Annotated in this window: 4 protein-coding genes and 1 riboswitch; of the genes, 1 reads left to right on the top strand and 3 read right to left on the bottom strand. The window is 68.0% G+C overall.

The features are described 5' to 3' along the window. Nucleotides 1–28 precede the first annotated feature (28 nt). The 3 genes from ACLBYD_RS15505 to ACLBYD_RS15515 all read right to left on the bottom strand — a co-directional run bounded on the left by ACLBYD_RS15505 (nt 29) and on the right by ACLBYD_RS15515 (nt 1,723). Nucleotides 29–619 (bottom strand): resuscitation-promoting factor Rpf1 domain-containing protein, encoded by a 591-nt coding sequence (locus ACLBYD_RS15505; protein ID WP_060651985.1) that lies wholly within the window; start codon nt 617–619, stop codon nt 29–31. 10 nt (nt 620–629) lie between these two features. Further along, nucleotides 630–804, bottom strand: a riboswitch (cyclic di-AMP (ydaO/yuaA leader). A gap of 287 nt (nt 805–1,091) precedes the next feature. Then, on the bottom strand, nt 1,092–1,484 hold the full coding sequence (locus ACLBYD_RS15510) for a YccF domain-containing protein (RefSeq protein WP_024103083.1): 393 nt from the start codon (nt 1,482–1,484) through the stop codon (nt 1,092–1,094). Next, nucleotides 1,481–1,723, bottom strand: a complete 243-nt coding sequence (locus tag ACLBYD_RS15515) for a hypothetical protein (protein WP_060652194.1) — start codon at nt 1,721–1,723, stop codon at nt 1,481–1,483. Before ACLBYD_RS15515 ends, ACLBYD_RS15510 begins: the two co-directional genes overlap by 4 nt. Before the next feature lie 194 nt (nt 1,724–1,917). On the opposite strand from ACLBYD_RS15515, the gene ACLBYD_RS15520 reads away from it, so the two are divergent. Continuing rightward, nucleotides 1,918–2,325, top strand: coding sequence for a cold-shock protein (locus tag ACLBYD_RS15520; RefSeq protein ID WP_006551677.1), 408 nt, complete (start codon nt 1,918–1,920; stop codon nt 2,323–2,325). Nucleotides 2,326–2,365 lie beyond the last annotated feature (40 nt).

Below are 2,365 nucleotides of genomic sequence, written 5' to 3' on the forward strand. Positions count from 1 at the left end.
GCGAGGCCCTTCCGGGATGTTCGGGGTGTTACTGCGGGAGCACCGCGCGAACGGCGTCCAGGATGTTCGGGTCGAGCTCGACACCGGCCTCCTGGAGTGCGGTGACGCCCTGCTCGAAGCCGGCCAGGATGCCCTGGACCTCGGCGGGGACAGCGGGGGTCTCCGGAAGCTGCGGGACAGCGTTCTGGATGGCCGGCGCAGGGGTCTCGGCGGGCGCGCTGGGCGCTGCGTCGACGGAGCGCTGCGTGGGCGCGCTCGACAGGCCGAGGCTCGACGAGCAGGAGGGCCATGCGCCCCAGCCCTGGCCGGCGAGGACACGCTCGGCGACGGCGATCTGCTGCTCGCGGCTGGCCTGGCTGGCCGAGGCGGCGTACTCCTGGCCGCCGTAGGCGTTCCAGGTGCTCGGCGAGAACTGCAGGCCACCGTGGTAGCCGTTGCCGGTGTTGATTCCCCAGTTGCCGCCGGACTCGCACTGTGCGAGGCGGTCCCAGTCGGAGTCGGGGGCGGCAGCGGCCGTGCCGCTGAACGCGACACCCGTGACGCCGAGGACTGCGCCCGTCAGCGCGAACTTCGCGACGGTACGACCGGTATTGGTGGGCTTGCGATGGCGTCCGCTCATGTCGGTTCCGTGTTCCTCTCCGTACGCACCTACGAGGTCAGCTGTCGGGTTCGGGCTGAAGAGGTCGCCCGGCCGTGTCGCTCCGTTGGGAGCGCCTTCGGCTTCACCCCGAGGACCGTCGCGGTTGCGTCGGCCCGGGCCTCCTGGACACCGTCCGGCTGTGGGCCGATCGGTTCCTGGGAGACCGGTGGGTCCCCCGTTTCCTGTCCCCTGTGGATCGTTCGTCGGGACTTCCGGAACCACGGGACAGGAATTTGGCGCGGCGGTTCCGGACCGGTCGAGCCAGGCGGTTCGACCGGACATGACGGTAACGGTTCCGAGGGTGAAGTGTCACCAATTGATAACGCGCCGATTCGTGTGGCGACTGACGTGCGTGGCGCGGACCAGGGAATGAAGTCCCAGGTAGTGGGGTCCGGGTACCCGAAATTCCGTTTCGAGTCCCGCTCGTTATCGGCTCGTTATGTGAGAAAGATCACATGTAACTCGGGCGGGCATCCACAGGAACGATCTCCTTCCCCAGGGGCATCAGGGAGATCGGGATCATCTTCAGGTTGGCGACGGCGAGCGGGATGCCAATGATCGTGACGGCCATGGCAAGCGCGGTGGCGATGTGGCCGAGGGCCAGCCAGATACCGGCCACCAGGATCCAGATGACGTTGCCGATCAGCGACATGGTGCCGGCCGTCGGCTTGTCGACCGTCGTCTTGCCGAACGGCCACAGCGCGTAGATACCGATCCGGAACGACGCGATGCCGAACGGGATGGTGATGATGAGGATGCAGCAGATCAGACCCGCCGCGAAGTAGCCGAGCGCGAGCCACAGCCCGCCGAAGATCAGCCAGATGATGTTGAGCAGGATCCTCATGTCCGGTCTCCGTTCCGAGCGCGCCGGCCCGAGCGCAGCGCGAAGGCGATGGCGAGGGCGAAGCCCAACGGCCATGCGAGGGTCAACAGATACAGCGCGAGTCCGGGCTTGCCGTCGGTGAGCGCCGGAATGAGGAAGATGGCGACGACCGCCACCACACCGACGACGAAGCAGGCGATCGCGGCCTTCAGGAGGCCGTTACGCGGGGCGGCAGACGAATCCGAAGATGAAGTACCCACGTGACCACGGTAGTCGCCGCAAGGACGGACGGTGACGTCCGGGAGCGGGAAGACGATTCGGGGGCGGACCCACCTCTGCGGGTACACTGACAGGTGTCTACGCGTCCCGCTCGACCGAGTCGGGGCGCGTTGTTTTGCATGGTAAACGGGTTGCCCCGCTGTGGGGCACAGCTGTCGAGGAGCAGGTGAGCGCGGTGCCGACCGGCAAGGTGAAGTGGTACGACGTCGAGAAGGGCTTCGGCTTCCTGTCCCAGGACGAGGGTGAGGACGTCTACGTCCGCGCCTCGGCGCTCCCGGAGGGAGTGGAAGCGCTCAAGCCCGGTCAGCGCGTCGAGTTCGGTATGGCGGTGGGCCGCCGGGGTCCGCAGGCGCTGAAGGTCGAGCTCCTCGAGCAGCCCACGCTGCGGCAGGGTCGCCGCGAGGCTCCCGCCCAGCAGAAGCGCCGCGCGCCGGACGAACTGCACGGCATGGTCGAGGACATGATCAAGCTGCTCGAAGCAGCGGTCCAGCCCGATCTGCGGCGCGGGCGTTACCCCGACCGCAAGACCGGGCAGCGCATCTCCGAGGTCATGCGGGCGATCGCGCGCGAGCTCGATCACTAGGGACGAACCACGACGGGCCGCCCTCGCCGTGTGCGAGGAC

The organism is Rhodococcus sp. C26F, assembly GCF_053345925.1.